The organism is Cupriavidus sp. SHE, assembly GCF_000812445.1.
GTDB classification, from domain to species: Bacteria; Pseudomonadota; Gammaproteobacteria; order Burkholderiales; family Burkholderiaceae; genus Cupriavidus; species Cupriavidus metallidurans.
In genome coordinates this window covers 1-15,334 of sequence record NZ_JWMB01000036.1, presented here as the reverse complement: position 1 = coordinate 15,334, position 15,334 = coordinate 1, and the positions used below count along the sequence as shown (strand labels likewise).

Annotated in this window: 18 protein-coding genes; 11 read left to right on the top strand and 7 right to left on the bottom strand. The window is 63.2% G+C overall.

The features are described 5' to 3' along the window. Positions 1-5 precede the first annotated feature (5 nt). Complete coding sequence (locus RN01_RS17940) at positions 6-1,565, top strand: methyl-accepting chemotaxis protein (protein ID WP_017511774.1); 1,560 nt, start codon at positions 6-8, stop codon at positions 1,563-1,565. Positions 1,566-1,753: 188 nt separating this feature from the next. Here RN01_RS17940 and fliD read toward each other — a convergent pair whose 3' ends face one another. The 3 genes from fliD to RN01_RS17925 all read right to left on the bottom strand — a co-directional run bounded on the left by fliD (position 1,754) and on the right by RN01_RS17925 (position 5,591). Next, entirely contained in the window at positions 1,754-3,217 is a 1,464-nt protein-coding gene (gene fliD, locus RN01_RS17935; RefSeq protein WP_017511775.1) for a flagellar filament capping protein FliD, read from the bottom strand. A 210-nt stretch (positions 3,218-3,427) separates the two neighbouring features. After that, positions 3,428-4,126 carry a TetR/AcrR family transcriptional regulator gene (locus RN01_RS17930; RefSeq protein ID WP_011520047.1) on the bottom strand — a complete coding sequence of 233 codons (699 nt, stop codon included), beginning with the start codon at positions 4,124-4,126 and terminating at the stop codon, positions 3,428-3,430. Between the two features lie 16 nt (positions 4,127-4,142). Further along, the gene (locus tag RN01_RS17925; RefSeq protein ID WP_082019913.1) at positions 4,143-5,591 is read right to left on the bottom strand and encodes a carotenoid oxygenase family protein; all 1,449 of its coding nucleotides are present in this window, start codon (positions 5,589-5,591) and stop codon (positions 4,143-4,145) included. A 212-nt stretch (positions 5,592-5,803) separates the two neighbouring features. Here RN01_RS17925 and RN01_RS17920 point away from each other — a divergent pair, with 212 nt between their 5' ends. After that, the gene (locus tag RN01_RS17920; RefSeq protein ID WP_011520049.1) at positions 5,804-6,877 is read left to right on the top strand and encodes an NAD(P)-dependent alcohol dehydrogenase; all 1,074 of its coding nucleotides are present in this window, start codon (positions 5,804-5,806) and stop codon (positions 6,875-6,877) included. A 192-nt stretch (positions 6,878-7,069) separates the two neighbouring features. Next, positions 7,070-7,765 (top strand): response regulator transcription factor, encoded by a 696-nt coding sequence (locus tag RN01_RS17915; RefSeq protein ID WP_008641518.1) that lies wholly within the window; start codon positions 7,070-7,072, stop codon positions 7,763-7,765. Between the two features lie 46 nt (positions 7,766-7,811). Here the strand turns inward: RN01_RS17915 and RN01_RS17910 are convergent, their stop codons facing one another. Continuing rightward, positions 7,812-8,333: a universal stress protein gene (locus tag RN01_RS17910; protein WP_017511777.1), complete on the bottom strand. Its 522-nt coding sequence runs from the start codon at positions 8,331-8,333 to the stop codon at positions 7,812-7,814. Positions 8,334-8,569: 236 nt separating this feature from the next. Here RN01_RS17910 and RN01_RS17905 point away from each other — a divergent pair, with 236 nt between their 5' ends. Beyond that, positions 8,570-8,992, top strand: coding sequence for an Lrp/AsnC family transcriptional regulator (locus RN01_RS17905; protein WP_008641514.1), 423 nt, complete (start codon positions 8,570-8,572; stop codon positions 8,990-8,992). A gap of 19 nt (positions 8,993-9,011) precedes the next feature. Here the strand turns inward: RN01_RS17905 and RN01_RS17900 are convergent, their stop codons facing one another. Continuing rightward, entirely contained in the window at positions 9,012-9,380 is a 369-nt protein-coding gene (locus tag RN01_RS17900) for a hypothetical protein (protein WP_017511778.1), read from the bottom strand. A gap of 462 nt (positions 9,381-9,842) precedes the next feature. On the opposite strand from RN01_RS17900, the gene RN01_RS17895 reads away from it, so the two are divergent. The 6 genes from RN01_RS17895 to RN01_RS17875 all read left to right on the top strand — a co-directional run bounded on the left by RN01_RS17895 (position 9,843) and on the right by RN01_RS17875 (position 14,014). Beyond that, positions 9,843-10,148 (top strand): hypothetical protein, encoded by a 306-nt coding sequence (locus RN01_RS17895; protein ID WP_051068954.1) that lies wholly within the window; start codon positions 9,843-9,845, stop codon positions 10,146-10,148. A gap of 176 nt (positions 10,149-10,324) precedes the next feature. Beyond that, complete coding sequence (locus RN01_RS33135) at positions 10,325-10,531, top strand: DUF1214 domain-containing protein (RefSeq protein WP_080672828.1); 207 nt, start codon at positions 10,325-10,327, stop codon at positions 10,529-10,531. 444 nt (positions 10,532-10,975) lie between these two features. Then, positions 10,976-11,458: a tripartite tricarboxylate transporter TctB family protein gene (locus tag RN01_RS17890; RefSeq protein WP_008641504.1), complete on the top strand. Its 483-nt coding sequence runs from the start codon at positions 10,976-10,978 to the stop codon at positions 11,456-11,458. Positions 11,459-11,463: 5 nt separating this feature from the next. Further along, on the top strand, positions 11,464-13,005 hold the full coding sequence (locus RN01_RS17885) for a tripartite tricarboxylate transporter permease (protein WP_017511780.1): 1,542 nt from the start codon (positions 11,464-11,466) through the stop codon (positions 13,003-13,005). A gap of 184 nt (positions 13,006-13,189) precedes the next feature. Further along, a complete protein-coding gene (locus RN01_RS17880) occupies positions 13,190-13,579 on the top strand; it encodes a nuclear transport factor 2 family protein (protein WP_008641502.1) in 390 nt (129 codons plus the stop codon). Positions 13,580-13,681: 102 nt separating this feature from the next. Continuing rightward, positions 13,682-14,014 carry a hypothetical protein gene (locus tag RN01_RS17875; RefSeq protein ID WP_008641501.1) on the top strand — a complete coding sequence of 111 codons (333 nt, stop codon included), beginning with the start codon at positions 13,682-13,684 and terminating at the stop codon, positions 14,012-14,014. Positions 14,015-14,026: 12 nt separating this feature from the next. Here the strand turns inward: RN01_RS17875 and RN01_RS17870 are convergent, their stop codons facing one another. Both RN01_RS17870 and RN01_RS17865 read right to left on the bottom strand, forming a co-directional pair. Next, a complete protein-coding gene (locus RN01_RS17870) occupies positions 14,027-14,413 on the bottom strand; it encodes a CzcE family metal-binding protein (RefSeq protein ID WP_024570177.1) in 387 nt (128 codons plus the stop codon). 208 nt (positions 14,414-14,621) lie between these two features. Further along, positions 14,622-14,813: a hypothetical protein gene (locus RN01_RS17865; RefSeq protein WP_035835413.1), complete on the bottom strand. Its 192-nt coding sequence runs from the start codon at positions 14,811-14,813 to the stop codon at positions 14,622-14,624. On the opposite strand from RN01_RS17865, the gene RN01_RS17860 reads away from it, so the two are divergent. Then, a partial coding sequence (locus tag RN01_RS17860) for an Hsp70 family protein (protein ID WP_039016711.1) occupies positions 14,812-15,334 on the top strand: 523 nt, incomplete at its 3' end. The two genes, RN01_RS17865 and RN01_RS17860, sit on opposite strands and share 2 nt — an antisense overlap.

Here is a 15,334-nt window from a genome sequence, read left to right as displayed (position 1 = left end):
TAAGGATGTTGCATAACCTGAGCCTGAGAAAGAAGCTCATGCTGCCGCTGGTGCTGAGCTGGATTTGCCTGCTGGCCATCACGCTGTGGAATGCATGGCAAATGCGAGAACTGCGTCAGCAGGATCGAGAACTGACGCTGCAGCAGGTCACGGACACTGCCAACTCGGTCGTGGCCGAGTACGAAGCCATGGCGCGCGCAGGCAAGCTGAGCACCGATGAAGCCCAGAAGCAGGCGCTCGACCGCGTGCGCGTGATGCGTTTTGGCGGCGATGGCTACTTCACCGTGATGAGGTCCGACGCTGTCGTTCTGATGCACGCGATCAAGCCCGAACTCGATGGCAAGAACATGTCGGAGATGAAGGACCCTAACGGCGTCTATCTGTTCCGCGATATCGCGCAGATCGGCAAGACCGCCGGCAAGGGCTTCCTTGAATACGCCTGGCCCAAGCCAGGGGCCGAGGCGCCGCAGCCCAAACTGAGCTATGTGCTGAACTTCAAGCCGTGGGACTGGAACTTCATCGCCGGTTTCTATATGGATGACATCCAGGCCGAGTTCCGCACGTCGCTCTGGAAAGCGCTCGGCTGGCTGCTGGGCGTGGGCGCGCTGATGACCGTGGTGATGGTGCGCGTTTCCGCCAGTCTGCAGAAGCAGCTTGGCGGCGAACCATCGCTGACCTCGGAGATCGCCGCGCGCATCGCCGAAGGTGATCTTGCTTCGCACGTGAACGTGGCGCCGAACGATCGGGAAAGCGTGCTGTTCAACATGCAGCAGATGCAGGGGCGGCTGACGGGTGCCATCGGCCAGATTCGCGGTTCGGCGGATGCGATCGCAGGCGCCGCCAAGCAGATTGCGGCCGGCAATGTCGACCTGTCACGCCGCAGCGAGGAACAGGCCGCATCGCTTGAGCAGACCGCGGCCAGCATGGAAGAGCTGACCGGCACAGTTCGCCAGAGCGCTGACAACGCCCGCCAGGCGGCGCGGCTGGCCGAAGGCGCATCGGAGATCGCTGTACGCGGCGGAGCGATCGTGCACCAGGTGGTGGACACGATGGGCGAGATCAAGGCGGCGTCCAGCAAGGTGGTGGACATCATCGGCGTCATCGAGGGCATTGCATTCCAGACCAATATCCTGGCGCTGAACGCGGCGGTGGAGGCCGCGCGCGCCGGCGAGCAGGGACGCGGCTTTGCGGTAGTGGCCGGCGAGGTGCGCAGCCTGGCCCAGCGTAGCGCCACGGCGGCCAAGGAGATCAAGGGATTGATCGACAACTCGGCGCAGCGTGTCGAGGATGGCTCAGTGCTGGTCGAAGACGCAGGCAAGGCGATGGGAGAAATCGTCGAGGCCGTGAAGCGCGTGACCGACCTGATGGGCGAAATGCGTGCGGCCACCGAAGAACAGACCGGCGGGATCGAGCAGGTCAACCAGGCGGTCTCACAGATGGACCAGATGGCGCAGCAGAATGCGGCGCTGGTGGAAGAAGCAACCGCCGCCGCGGCCTCGCTCGAGGATCAGGCTGATGCACTGCACCGCGCAGTCGGCCAGTTCAGGCTGGCGGGCGCGATTTAGGAATGGCCGTTGGGGGAGCACGCCGCACGCGATTCAGATGCGGGCAGTTCGCTCCTCTCTCCAGCCTCGCGAGAGAGCGGAACACCGATGGAACATGCTGACGACTAAACCCCGCCCGCTTCCTCGTAACAAAAAAACGCCGCCCACGAGGGCGGCGTTTTTGCATCGATTGACGACTCGCTGACAGGTTACTTGCTGTTCGTGTTGTTCATCGCCGAGAACTGCTGGGTCAGGTAGTCCTTGGTGCGGTTCATCTGCGAGACTGCCAGATCCAGCGCCTGGAACTGCTTCTGGACGCGCTTGATATTGGCATCGATGTGCTCCGACATCGAGTCATAGCGCTTGCCGAGATCCTTCACGCTCTGCTCGATACCCTTGGTCGCGGAGGTCAGCGGGCCGTTGGTACCCGTCATGGTATCCACCGCTTCAGACAAGCGGCGCGCGATCCCACCCTTCGTGCCGTCGCCGCCGAACAGCGCGGTCACGTCAGCCAGGTTTCCGGCCAACGCGGCATCCAGCTTCTTGGTGTCCACCGACATCGTGCCGTCCTTCTGCAACGTCACGCCAAGCTGGGCCAGCGTTGTCGCGGCGCCATCGCGCATCCCGGCTTCGGGGGTGTTGAGTACCGAGCGCAGTGTCGACTGGATACCGCGCAGCACGCCGTCACCGGTCAGAGCCGCCTTGGTACCGCTCTTCACGTCGAAGGCTGTCAGCTGCTTGGTGGCCGACTGGAGGTTGTTGTAGGCCGTGGCCAGCCCCTGCACCGCGGCCTTGATGCTGTCGAGATCCTGCGTCAGCGTCATCGACGTGGTGCCCGTCTTCTTGAGCGTCATCGTGACGCCCTGCGCGGCATCGGTCACCACATTGCTGGCGCTGGTGATGGCGATATCGTTGATGGTCAGTTGCGCATTCGTGGCACGCACCACTTCCTTCATGCCGCCGGGTTGCGGGCCGGCCACCGGATCGTATCCGGCAAGCGCCTGCAGTTCCGGTGAGGAACCGGTGATGCGCATGCTCATCGCCTCGCCGGTCTTCTCCGAATTGAGCACCAGACGATAAGGCGTGCCGCTGCCGTCGTTGATGATGCTGGCCTTGACGCCCATATTGGCCTTGTTGATCGCATCACGAATCCCTTGCAGCGTCTGGTTGCTGCTGTCGATCGTCACGGTCTTGGCGGAGTCGGCGGTCGGCGTGAACGTCGGGTTCACGTATGTGCCGTACGTCGGCGATGCCGGGTCGGCGTCGTATCCGCCCGTGACGCCGAACTCGAAGGTCAGCGTGCCAGTGCCGATGATCGCATCCTGCTTGAGCTGGCCAGCGCCCGCCAGGGATTGGGCCTGTGCCAGGCTCTTGACGTTTACGTTGTAGTTGCCGGCAATCGCATTGGCGCCAGTGGCGACGGTCATCACATCGCTGTTACTGACTTGCGCCTTGACGGCGCCGAACGTGTCGAGCTTGGCAAGCGAGTTGGCGGAAGCCTGAAAGGCCGACAACATGCTCTTGATCGTGCCATATCCGGATAGCTTGGCCTGGTAGGCCGTATTCTGGGTCTCCAGCGCCTTCAGCGGCAGGCGTTCCGCCGTCGCCAGCTGATCGAGGAGCGTGCCCAGTTGCATGTTGGAGCCAATGCCGAGGAAATCGAGTGCAGCCATTTTCTTCAGGTCCTTCGCCGTACGTAACTTCGATGTAATTCACCCAGACAGGCAAATGAATGTCTTTACATCCAAGGTTTACGGCGCTCGAAAGTGGCTCTTTAGCGTTTTTCGTACAAAGTTGATACAAAACCGATACACAAAGCGCGGCAAGGCGCCGTATGTGAGTGTTTGCTCACGCCCTATGGCTTGATGAGGAGGGGGACGTCTTCAGACGTCGTCTGTGTGCTGAAGCGCAGCCAGACAGAAGGTGGCGACGGTGTCCGCCATCTGCTCGACGGCCCCGGGGGCCGCCGAAATGGCCCGGAAGCGGTCGTGCGTGGCCGTCAGGGTGGCCAGACCATGCGCGGCCGTCCAGACACAAAACGCCAGTTGTTCATGCGTCAGCGCGCCGGGTTCACGTCCGCCCAGACACGCAACGACGGTTTCTCGCACCCGATCGAACGAACCGGACGAGGCTTCCTGCAGTTCGGGGTATTCGTCACGACGTTCTATCGCCGGGCCGAACATCAGGTGAAAGCGCGCCGGGTACATGTGCGCGAATTCGGCGTAACCGACCAGCAGCGCGCGCAGCTTGTTGGCCGGGGTATCGCGCGGAATCAGGCGTGCGCGGTTGCCCTGGAAGGCGCCCAGTTCCCGGAACGCCTGCGCGGCGATGGCCGCAAGCAGGCCGTTGCGGTCCTGGAAATGGTGTGCCGGCGCGCCCGGCGACACGCCGGCCAGCTTGGCGGCTTCGCGCATGCTCATTGCCGCGATGCCTTGCGTATCGAGCAAGTGGAGTCCCCACGCGATCAGCGAGGCGCGCAGGTCGCCGTGATGCCATTGTCCGGCGGGCTTGGTCGTGCCACCCGCCACCTTGCGCGTGCCACCCTTGCGCCCGCCGTTCTGTTTCGTGCCGCCTTCGTTCATCCCTCTCGCTATCCCGCTATTCCGCTACCCAGTTGCCATGGAAGCCGAACGGCACGCGCTGCGGCAGCTCGACGGTTGCCAGCGGACCGCGCGCGACGTGCCGCGCATCGAACACCAGCAATTCACTGCATTGTGCCGCAGCCCGCCACACCACCGCCAACAGCCAGCCATCGCCCTCGCCACCGGGAGCGCCGCCATGAGCGCCACCACGCGGCGCGAACACCGGCTCGGACGTGATATCGCCCCGCGGCAGCCAGTAGGCGTCGCGCGTGCCGTCCTGCATGTCCAGGTGCATGATGCCGTTGAGCGCACCTTCGCCGTACTCGGGATGCGACGCGGCGAACCATCCGTGCCGATAGCGGAAACCCGAAACGCGGTCGTCGATGCGTGGAAACTCGCCCGCCGTATCGTCGAGCCGTTCGGCGGTGAACCGGCGTATGTCCGACGCAAGATCGAACGTCCAGCGCGTCAGGTACGCCTGCTGCCGGGCGGGATCTCCTGGCGATCCGTCGGCGTGGGGGAACAGGGGAGGTTCGTCGTAGACCATGACGTCCGCCAGAATGCGTTGTCCCCCCTCGCCTTCCTCCCACGCGTTCATCACATGGAACACGTAGCAGGCAGGGCCCTCGAACCACCGCACGTCGTCGGCGCCGCCACCACGCGGCAGGATGCCGATCATGGCGGGCTTCTCTGGCTCCCATGCATAGCCAGGGCCGCCGCGCTCCACGCGCGCAAGGCTGCCGGTCAGCGGCAGCACGGGGATCAACAAATGACCCGGCGTGGCCATGAAGTCGTGGATCATGCTCGGGTACGGCGCCTGCAGACGCGCGTAATGCGTCAGGCGGCCCTGTGCATCGATCGCGCCAACCTGCACGCCGGGCGTGAGCTTGCCGTCGGCGTTGTAGCCGAAGAACAGTAGTTCGCCAGTACGGGGGTCGGTCTTCGGATGCGCGGTGAACGGCCCCTTCAGCGGGCCGTATTCCATATAGCCAAGCGTGTCGATCGCGCGCGGCGTCACAGCAGTGGGCAGGTGCGCTTCCTCGAGCGCCAGCAGCGCGCCGCCGTGCCAGATGATGTTGGTATTGGCCACGCCGCCATCGCTGCCCGACCACTCCGGCGCATCGGGCAACTTGCCCGCGAAGGCGCGGAATAGCGGACGCCCGGCACGATCCTCGTCACGCCACTTGGGCGTGCGCACCCAGCGGTTGCGGTAGGACACGCGCCCATCGTCGATGGCGAACACATGCACCATGCCGTCGCCACCGAACCAGTGCGCCTCGGGCTGCGGAAAGCGCGGGTTCGGGCCGATGCGATACAACGTGCCCTGCAACCCCGCTGGCAACACGCCACGCACGGAGAGATCGCTTGCATCGACTTCCTGCGTGACGGGCGCGAAGTTATCCACCTCACCCACGTCACCCACGTCACCCGCTGCACCTTCCACTTCGGACAAGCTGTCTTCCATGCGCGCCCCCATAACTAAACAGTGAATAGTTTAGGAAGTATCGGTGGCAAGTGCCAAGAGGTCAAGGAAGGATTCGGCGAAGGCCGCCGACCGCACATTCTCTGACTTTGACGAGTGTCAACTCTCTGCCGCGCCTGCCTGGCCTAGACTGACTGGATCACCGCCCGCGAGGCTGCGGGCGGCCTTTCAGGCCAACCAGAAGGAGTCTCGACATGGCAGGCATGCAAGCTGCGGTTTTTCAGGGGCCCGGCAAGATCGTGCTGCAGGAAAAGCCGATCCCGGCCGTCGGCCCCACCGACGCACTGATCCGCATCACCACCACCACGATCTGCGGCACCGATATCCACATTCTCAAAGGCGAGTATCCGGTAGAGCGGGGCCTGACGATCGGTCACGAACCGGTGGGCATCATCGAGAAACTCGGCAGTGGCGTGACCGGTTATCACGAGGGTCAGCGCGTCATCGCGGGCGCGATCTGCCCCAGTTTCTATTCCTACGCGTGCCAGGACGGTTGCGCCTCGCAGGACGGACAAGGCCACTCGCACGGCTACAAGCCCATGGGCGGCTGGCGCTTCGGCAATACGATTGACGGCACCCAGGCCGAATACGTGCTCGTGCCGGACGCGCAGGCGAACCTCGCACCCATCCCCGACGGGCTGACCGACGAACAGGTATTGATGTGTCCCGACATCATGTCCACGGGCTTCTCCGGCGCGGAGCACGCCAATATCAAGATCGGCGATATCGTTGCCGTGTTCGCGCAGGGTCCGATCGGACTGTGCGCGACGGCTGGCGCCCGCCTGCGTGGCGCGTCGCTGATCATCGCCGTGGATGGGATCGATGACCGCCTGAACATCTCTCGCCAGATGGGTGCCGACGTCACGCTGAACTTCCGCAATACCGACGTGGTGCAGGAGATCCTGCGTATTACGGGCGGCCGTGGCGTCGACGCGTCGATCGAAGCACTCGGCACGCAGGCCACCTTCGAATCGGCCCTGCGCGTGCTCAAGCCCGGCGGCACGCTGTCGAGCCTTGGCGTCTATTCCAGCGACCTGAAGATTCCCCTGGACGCCTTCGCGGCCGGTCTGGGCGATCACCGCATCATTACGTCGCTGTGCCCGGGCGGCAAGGAGCGGATGCGTCGGCTCATGAACGTGATCGAAACGCAGCGGATCGACCTCGGCCCGCTGGTCACGCACCGCTTCAAGCTCGCCGATATCGAGGCCGCCTACGACCTCTTCGGGCACCAGCGCGACGGCGTGCTCAAGGTAGCCATCACGCCTTGATACCCTGCAGGCGCCCTGCCTGCCAAACCTACCAGTTCCACAGGCCTGCCCCGGGCGTGTTACGTGACACGTAACACGCCCGGGGTTTCTTTTGGCGTGCCGGCGCGGCTTTTACGTGCCTGCGCATATGGAATGCTTCTTGCGGTCTGATTGCTCGCAGTCAAATAACTACAGAAACAAAGGGGAGCAATCATGAGGGCAACGGTGGTCGAATTTCGCCCGCTGGTCGGGCTTGGCATCCAGCGGATTCTCAATCGCATTGCAGACGTGGACGACAGCAGCGTCATCACGCCACGACCAGAGACCCCGTGTTCTCTGCACGGTACCGAGTTGCTGGTACTTGGCGCCTTGCCGCGCGGCGCCAATATCGACATGCACCAGTTACTGGAAACCGCATCGGCCGTGCGCTGCGTGCTATTCCTGGCGCATGGCGGCGAAGTCCAATGGATGCCGCCCAACCCGTTCGCGCCGCTATTGTCGTGGCTACCCGAACACGCGAGTGCCGTTGAGATCGAATGTGCGCTACGCGCCTTGATCGCCTGCGCGCAGGCCGGCATTCACGCGCTGGCGCCAACTCTGCCGATTGCGCCGGCTACCCCGATTGCCGTGCCAACGCCGGTAGGCGTCCACGGCAGCACGCGGGTGCCGGCATACATTTGCGAAGCGCGCCTGCTCAGGCTGACCCTGCGCCAGTACGAGGTGCTCGTGCTGCTGTCGCGAGGACTCTCGGTCAAGTCCATCAGCAGACAACTACGCATCTCCGTCCCGACCGTGAAAAGCCATACGTTGCAGCTCTATCGGCGACTCGCGGCCAAGAACAAGTCGGAGGCGGTCTTCATGGCGCGCGAGAAGGGCGCCGCACTGGCAACCGTCTCGTCCGATCCATGACACCCGTTGCCGTTATCGCTCAGACGATGACATGCAGGCCATGCGTCTACGGATACACGACCAGCATCGGCCTGGCGTGACGATGCGAAGCCGGCAGAACGGGTGGCAAGGGTTGGCTGGTGAGCGCGCCGCTTGCTCCAGCCGACTTCACCACCGTCACGGGCACGGAAGTCTTGCGCATGATGCCCGAGGCAAGTCCGGCGCCGAAGCATGCCTTGATTCTCGACCACAGGTTCACGCCGATCACGATGCCATCGCAGTTCAAAGTCGTCGCCGCGCTAGCCACCGCTTGCGCCGGGCTGCCGACGCCAATCATCGCGGTATAGCGCACGCCGGAGTCGTCGAGGATATTGCTCGCCTGCTCCAGCGCGCACTCACCATCCTGCGATTCCTGCTCGCGCAATGCCGCAAGCGAGTGAAAGGCGCTGGCCCGCGAATGCTCCAGCGGCGGCTGCACGTTCAGCAGCACCACCTCGGCCACGCCGCTCTCTCGATACAGGAACGCCGCATAGCGCACCGCGTCGAGCGCGCATTCCGAGCCATTCACCGGCACTAGTATCTTGATCATGATCTCCTCGGTCCATCCATATCCCTGACTCAAGGGTAAGCATGTGCTTATAGATATCGGATCAAAGGATGGCTGCCAGCAGTAAAAATCCTGTCAAGATTTTCCCGCCGCTGGCCGACCTCATCCCTCCTGGATCGCTCATCTGCCATGGCTGAGCCAAATTGCATGCGGACGATGGGCAGAGATTGATTCTCGCATTACACTTTGCCCAATCTATGAGGCAATCCGCCAGATCCATGGACGATACCGACCGACAACTCATTGCCCTGCTGCGGGATGACGCCCGCATGCCCGTGGTAACGCTTGCCAGGAAGCTGCGCGTGGCGCGCGCCACGGTGCAGAACCGCCTGGCAAAACTGGAGAGCGAGGGGACGATCGTCGGCTACACGATCCGGCTGCGGCCCGAGGCAGAGGCGTTCCGCATCCGTGCCATCATGAGCATCGAAATCGAGGGCAACCACAGTGAGGACGTGCGGCGTGAATTACGCGGTCACCCGAACGTCGTGGCGCTGCACACCACCAACGGTCGCTGGGACCTGATGGCCGAACTGCGCGCGGATACGCTGGAGGCATTCGACCGCATCCTCAGTGCCATCCGCCTGATCCCGGGCATTGCCAATACAGAGACCAGCATCCTGCTGTCGACGCTGAAGCTATAGGTGCCTGCCAGATCCAACCTCAATCCACTGCCTCGGCAAGCGCTGCGTCGAACATGGCGGCGGTCAGCCCAAGCAGCAGTGCAACGGCAGACGCGATAAACCAGCGTACGGTCCTGCGATACTCGGACACCTCGTCGTCCTCGATGCGCAACGCGCGGAACAGCGACAGAATCTGGAGCGCCACGGCGGAGACTAGGCAAAGCGCGGCGAACAACGCGCGGACGCTCCACTTCCCGGGGCTCTCGAAGCCCCAGAAACGCCAGAAGGCCAGCGAAAAACCCAGCAGCACCGTAATGGCCGTGATGATGCCCTGGCGATAGCCGGCCGGCACCATCTGCGGTTTGGGGCGGCCAACGGCGTCATCGGCGTCTTTCACGGACTCAGGCATTGATGGCCTCCAGGATTTGCGTTGGCCTAGTTGCTTGATGCCCTGTAGTCTAGCCCGCGCAATCGCCATGAGCGGCGCTCCCATCTTGTCGGATCAGACTCTGCCACTGCAGCATCGAACGCGCGGCCGTGCCTTCGCGTACACCGCCACGGGCAGGCTCCCGCCTGATGTGTAAATCGGTTTGACTTCGCGGCCTCCGTGGCAGATTGTGAGGAAGGCCGAGCTCCCTCCCTTGCGCGGAACCTGTACGTTCCGCTCACCCCCATCCCTGACACACAGTCGATGCTGGCGCTGACTGCCGGCCATCCTTTTTGTGGATGGTTCGAAGCGTGCTCAGTCGAAGCAGCAGTCACGTCCGCGTCGCGCAGGCCGGTATCCGTGGAAGGCGCCGTCCCATCCCAGCATTGCTGCAGCAATCGCTGCGGCAGGTCGTCGCAATACGTAGTGAAGAAGGAGCTGCTGATGCATCCCAAAGCCTACCTGCTCATCACTTTGGGGCAACCGCTGGCTGTCGGCGCCATCGCGCTGATTGCAGGCGCTGCCGCTTACGCCCAACCCACCGCCACACCGGAGCAGAAGTTCCCACCTGGCTATCTCGAAGCCGTCTCCACCGGCTACGAGAACGGCCAGACCACCACCTCGCCATCGCCGCCCGGCCAAGCCGTGACCGGACCGGCGGCACCACTGTCGCAGGCATCGTTTCTCGTCCCGCCGACACAGGCGACAACGACGTCCACCCAATCTCAGAAGAACAAGAAACACCACTGAAGGTAGTGTGAAAGATCGATGCGTTCCGGCCAGGTGCGCATCGACACAGGTAGACCTTTCCGTATCGCGCAATCCCGGGATCGCGGAACACGGGCTCCAAATCACAATTAATCCATCGCATTAAGAATTGCCTTGCCCGAAATAACGTTTCGGGCTCCGGGCCTTGTCGCTTTACGGTGAAGGACGTGCCGGTCGACGGCTTCTGGTCAGTCAGTGTCTACAACGCCGAAGGCTATCTCCAGAAGAACCCGGCCAACGCGTACATCCTGGCCTCTACAAGTTCCCGGAAGCCCAGCCGGCGGAGTGATCTACACCGAATCCGCCTGTGCCCGCAAGCCACCTGCCGAAGGGGAGACAACGGGTACTGGGGCATGGCTAAATGACGCCATCGTGAATTGACCCCACGATGCAAGCATCTCGCCCGCGATCCCCCGATTTCGCGGGCGTTTTTTTTGCCCTTTTTCTGTCAATTCAAATTGACTGGTCGCAGATACAACCCAACCCTGTACTGCCTGATTCCCCTTTTCCCGACAATACGGAAAGCCCCCTAGGGATTTCACTGAGTTCGGCGCAGAAGAATCTTATGCATCACAAGATGATGTTTCCCGAAAGGTTCGCGCAAGGCTAACGAAAGGCGATTGGAAGACGCTCCTTATAGATTCCCCCAAATCCAACGAGCCGCCGGTTCCTGCCACCAGGGTTCGCGGCCGTTGGCATTCTGAAAGGTAGGAGGAGAGCATGACCAGTCGATGCAGCGGCGTCCGCGCAGTTGAAGCGGACAGAGCCGAAGGACAGCCCGTGTGGCGCAACCAGAGCGGGGCCATCCGATGAGCCACGCCAAAGGATTCAAGAAGGACTACTACGGCGGCACGCTGATGGCACTGGTCGGACTCGCTGCCGTAATGGCCGGTCTGCAGTATCACACCGGCTCGCTCAGCCACATGGGCCCCGGTTTCTTCCCGGTCGCAGTGGGCGCGCTGCTGGCATTCGTCGGCGTCCTCATCGCCGTCTCCGCCCGCAACGACGAGCCCAAGGAAGACAAACCCTCCGGTCATGGACACAGCCACGCTGCGCCGGACCTGCGCGGCACGGTTTGCATCGTGCTGGGCACGCTGGCATTCCTGCTGTTCGGCAAGTACGGCGGCATGATTCCGGCCACGTTCGCCATCGTCTTCATTTCCGCGCTCGGTGATCGCAGCAACAGCATCAAGCAGGCGTTCCTGCTCTCCATTGCCATGTGCGTTATTGCGGCGGTGGTGTTCTCGTGGGCGCTGCAGCTGCAGCTTCCGATGTTTACGTGGGGGGCGTGAGTACCATGGTTTCGAATGCATTACATGATCTCTGGTTCGGCTTTGGGGTAGCGTTCCAGGGCAGCAACCTGATGTGGTCGTTCTTCGGCGTGCTGGTCGGTAACCTGATCGGCGTGCTGCCAGGCATGGGCGCGCTTTCGGCTATCTCGATCCTGCTGCCGCTCACCTACGTCATGCACCCGGTGCCTGCCATCCTGATGCTGGCCGGTATCTTCTACGGCTCGCAGTACGGTGGGGCGATCGGCGCCATTCTGCTGAACCTGCCTTCGCACCCGCCGCACGCGGTGACCTGTATCGACGGGTACCCGATGACCAAGGCAGGCAAAGGTGGCACGGCGCTTGGCATCACGATGATCTGCTCGTTCTTCGCCGCATCGGTGGGCATTCTCGTGATGATCTTCGCATCGCCGCTGCTGACGGCCATCGCCTTCAAGTTCGGTCCCGCCGAGATCTTTTCGATCATGCTGCTGGGTCTGCTTGCCGGTTCGACGATGTCGCGCGGCTCTCCGCTGAAGGGCGTGGCCATGACGCTATTCGGCCTGCTCTGCGGCGTGGTCGGCACCGACGTGAACACTGGCACGTTCCGCTTCGCGCTGGGCATTCCGGAACTGAGCGATGGTCTGGAACTCGTGGCCATCGCAATGGGCCTGTTCGGGGTGGCTGACTTCATCCTGAACGTGAACCGCATGACCGCAGTGACCTCCAACGCCAAGCTTCGCATTCGCGACATGCGTCCGAGCCTGGCCGAGCTGAAAGAGGCCTTCTGGCCGATGGTGCGCGGCACTGGCGTAGGCACGCTGTTCGGCGCGATGCCGGGCACGGGCCCGACGATCACGACGTTCGTGGCCTACGCGCTCGAACGCAAGATCTCCAAGACGCCCGAGAAGTTCGGTACCGGCATGATCGCCGGCGTGGCGGCGCCGGAAGCCTCCTCGCACTCGAAGACGCAGGTGGACTTCATCCCGACGATGAGCCTGGGCATTCCGGGCGACGCCGTGATGGCGCTGATTCTCGGCGCGCTGATGATCCAGGGCATCGCCCCGGGTCCGCAGCTCATCAGCGATCACCCGGACATCTTCTGGGGCCTGATCGCCAGCTTCTGGATCGGCAACGTGATTCTGATGATCCTGAACGTGCCGATGATCGGCGTGTGGGTCAAGCTGCTGCAGGTGCCTTACCGCTACCTGTTCCCGTCGGCGATGTTCTTCATCGCAGTGGGCGTATTCAGCACGCAGAGCAGTCTGTTCCAGATCTGGGAAGTGCTGGCCTTCGGCCTGATCGGCGCCCTGCTGATGTACCTGGAGTTCTCGGTCGCGCCGATCCTGCTCGGCTTCGTACTCGGACCGATGGTGGAAGAGAACTTCCGCCGCGCCCTGCTGCTGTCGCGTGGCGACCTGGCCGTGTTCGTGGAGCGCCCGATCAGCTGCACGTTCGTGGTGATCTCGGCGCTGCTGCTGGCTGGCGTGACGTGGTCGGCCTGGCGCAATCGCGGGCCGAAGAAGACGGCCATCCAGGTGCTGGAATCGGAACTGGCGGTCAACGAGTAAGCTAGCCCATCGGGTTCGCAGTAACTGATGCGGCCGGATGCCTTCAGGGCATCCGGCCGCTTTCTCTTTTGGGCTGCCCAACTCCATTTTGTATGCAATTTACGGATACAATGCAAACCGCCCGCGGACCAACAGCGAGGCGTTTCCGAATACGCACTACGCAATACGCACTGGAGGACACAACATGACGAACCAAGCAATCCCGGCCGAATACCTGGCCGCCCTCGAACCGATCCAGCACTATCTGGAAGCGCACCGCACCGGCCGCGCCGAGTACGTCCGCAAGGCCTTTCATGCCGATGCCCGCATCATCTCGTTCCGTGACGGCACCCTGCATTCGCTGACCGTGGAAGAATTCTCGGCCCGCTTCCAGGGCGAGCCCGCCGCAGACGAAGCGCAGCGCCGGCGCTTTATCGCCAGCTTTGACGTGGTCGGCAATGCCGCCACCGCCAAGGTCGTGCTGCAGTACCCCGAGGTAACGTTCACCGACTACATGAACCTGCTGCAGATCGACGGCGTCTGGAAGATCGCGAACAAAACGTTCAGCGCAGCACCGAAGGCACCAGCGCAGTAACGCCCCGGGGGGCGTAACAAGCCAGTCGAAATCGGCACATTTTCCCGCCGGGGCCACCTAGAATAGGTTCACACCGGCCATGGAAACTGGGAGGGAATCGCCATGACACGCCTGCTTTCGATCTGGACGCTCTGCCTTGGCCTGGCGCTGGCCGGCTGCACCTACTACGGCTACCCTCCCGGCACGGTGCCCGCCAGCTACGACCGCTCGTTCTTCGCCGCCGCCGATGCCATGCGCGATCAGGGTGTGGCGATCGCGGTGCAGAACCAGGTCAGCGGCGAGATTTCCGGCGACCGCGGCGGCGTTCCGGTCTCGGCCTGGGTGCGCCAACAGCCGGACGGGAGCGTGAGAGTGCAATTCAACGCCAACGACTCCCGCGACCCAGACCTGGTGCACCGCATCTCGCAGAGCTATGACCGGCGCATGGGACGTTGATCTCGGCGCGGTTCAACCTGCGCGATAGATCTCGCTGGGTTCGATGAAGACGTAGACATCCCGCGCCTGCGGCACGCCGGGCATCAGCACCGCGAGGTTCATGGCGCTGCCGTTGATGGATTGCAGGAACGTCCAGCCGACGGTACGTCCACCCGCGCGAATCGCCACCGACTCGCCCGATGCAACGGTCAGACGCTTCATCCCGGGCGCCACATCGATGGTGCGGGTCACCGTATCAAGGGCGGCCTGGGAGCCAAACAGCGCGCTGTCATGGGAAAGGACGGCGGCGGGAGCGGCGGCGCTGTCGGCAGGAACCGGGGCGGGGGCGCTCCATGCCAGTGCGGGGGCGAGCAGAAGTGCTGCGGTAAGCAGGGAGATGGTGTTGTTCTTCGAGGTCATGATAAGGATCTTGACCCTGCCCCGGATGGCAGTCCGCGGCAAGGCTGGCTTCGCCGGATTCTTGCCGGGCTGCCGATCGGGCTCTGTCAATCAGGGGCGATGCAGTCGTGGCACGGAGGGGCGATGTCTCCGTCGGGCTTCAGGGTGTCTGGTGTCAACCCGGGTGACAGAGTAGCCCCATCTCGTGAATTCATAAAATGACTTGATTTCACAAAATCCAGTCGTTTTCTTCCGTTTCCTCCTCGTTCATCACGGCATACGCCACATGGGATAGGCCGCGCAATCGCATCGCGCCCGCATTCATACCCGCCGCAAGGAAAACCAATACAATAGCGCCCCGCGCGGCGGACGCCCCTGGCTCCGCCTCTCCTTGCACCTCTGCCCTCATCCGGAATTTCATGATCGCAAACGCATGTGGTGTCGACTTCGGCACGTCCAACTCGACCGTGGGCTGGGTTCGCCCGGGCGCATCGACGCTCCTGCCGCTCGAGGACGACAAGGCGACCCTGCCCTCCGTGATCTTCTTCCATGCGGAAGACCCGCTGGTCAGCTACGGCCGCGCGGCACTGGCCGACTATCTGGCCGGCTACGAGGGGCGCATGATGCGTTCGCTCAAGAGCCTGCTGGGCACGTCGATGATGGATGACAGCACCGAAGTGATGGGCCAGGCCATGCCTTTCCGCAAGCTGCTGGCGCACTTCATCGGCGAACTCAAGGGCCGCGCCGAACGCGCCGCCGGCCGCGAGTTCACGTCGGCCGTACTGGGCCGACCGGTGCATTTCATCGACGAGGATGCCGCCGCCGACCAGCTTGCCGAAGACACGCTGGCGGAGATCGCCCGCGACGCGGGCTTCCGCGATATCGCCTTCCAGTACGAGCCGATTGCCGCAGCCTTCGACTACGAGGCCGGCATTGGCGGGG

Excerpts from the sequence above, each read along its gene's own strand:
- RN01_RS17940 (WP_017511774.1), top strand. The coding sequence starts at position 6 with ATGTTGCATAACCTGAGCCTGAGAAAGAAGCTCATGCTGCCGCTGGTG.
- fliD (WP_017511775.1), bottom strand. The coding sequence starts at position 3,217 with ATGGCTGCACTCGATTTCCTCGGCATTGGCTCCAACATGCAACTGGGC.
- RN01_RS17930 (WP_011520047.1), bottom strand. The coding sequence starts at position 4,126 with ATGAACGAAGGCGGCACGAAACAGAACGGCGGGCGCAAGGGTGGCACG.
- RN01_RS17925 (WP_082019913.1), bottom strand. The coding sequence starts at position 5,591 with ATGGAAGACAGCTTGTCCGAAGTGGAAGGTGCAGCGGGTGACGTGGGT.
- RN01_RS17920 (WP_011520049.1), top strand. The coding sequence starts at position 5,804 with ATGGCAGGCATGCAAGCTGCGGTTTTTCAGGGGCCCGGCAAGATCGTG.
- RN01_RS17915 (WP_008641518.1), top strand. The coding sequence starts at position 7,070 with ATGAGGGCAACGGTGGTCGAATTTCGCCCGCTGGTCGGGCTTGGCATC.
- RN01_RS17910 (WP_017511777.1), bottom strand. The coding sequence starts at position 8,333 with ATGATCAAGATACTAGTGCCGGTGAATGGCTCGGAATGCGCGCTCGAC.
- RN01_RS17905 (WP_008641514.1), top strand. The coding sequence starts at position 8,570 with ATGGACGATACCGACCGACAACTCATTGCCCTGCTGCGGGATGACGCC.
- RN01_RS17900 (WP_017511778.1), bottom strand. The coding sequence starts at position 9,380 with ATGCCTGAGTCCGTGAAAGACGCCGATGACGCCGTTGGCCGCCCCAAA.
- RN01_RS17895 (WP_051068954.1), top strand. The coding sequence starts at position 9,843 with ATGCATCCCAAAGCCTACCTGCTCATCACTTTGGGGCAACCGCTGGCT.
- RN01_RS17890 (WP_008641504.1), top strand. The coding sequence starts at position 10,976 with ATGAGCCACGCCAAAGGATTCAAGAAGGACTACTACGGCGGCACGCTG.
- RN01_RS17885 (WP_017511780.1), top strand. The coding sequence starts at position 11,464 with ATGGTTTCGAATGCATTACATGATCTCTGGTTCGGCTTTGGGGTAGCG.
- RN01_RS17880 (WP_008641502.1), top strand. The coding sequence starts at position 13,190 with ATGACGAACCAAGCAATCCCGGCCGAATACCTGGCCGCCCTCGAACCG.
- RN01_RS17875 (WP_008641501.1), top strand. The coding sequence starts at position 13,682 with ATGACACGCCTGCTTTCGATCTGGACGCTCTGCCTTGGCCTGGCGCTG.
- RN01_RS17870 (WP_024570177.1), bottom strand. The coding sequence starts at position 14,413 with ATGACCTCGAAGAACAACACCATCTCCCTGCTTACCGCAGCACTTCTG.
- RN01_RS17865 (WP_035835413.1), bottom strand. The coding sequence starts at position 14,813 with ATGAAATTCCGGATGAGGGCAGAGGTGCAAGGAGAGGCGGAGCCAGGG.